A 219-nucleotide genomic window follows, 5' to 3' on the forward strand; every position below is an offset into this window, starting at 1 on the left:
GTACGTCCGCATCAATGGCGAGATGATGTACCTCTGGCGTGCCGTCGATCATGAAGGTGAAGTGCTCGAAAGCTACGTCACGAAAACGAGGGACAAGGCCGCCGCCCTGCGTTTCATGAAGAAAGCGCTGAAACGCCACGGTTCGCCTGAGATCATTACGACCGACGGACTTCGCTCCTACACGGCAGCAATGACCGAACTTGGAAATTTGGCGAAGCA

1 protein-coding gene is annotated in these 219 nt (G+C 55.3%); it reads left to right on the top strand.

The annotated features are described in order from the left end of the window. Nucleotides 1-219 (top strand): DDE-type integrase/transposase/recombinase (locus Q0897_RS16085; RefSeq protein WP_299310441.1); only part of this gene is annotated, 219 nt, incomplete at both ends.

This window comes from uncultured Croceicoccus sp. (assembly GCF_947496385.1).
Taxonomy (GTDB): domain Bacteria; phylum Pseudomonadota; class Alphaproteobacteria; order Sphingomonadales; family Sphingomonadaceae; genus Croceicoccus.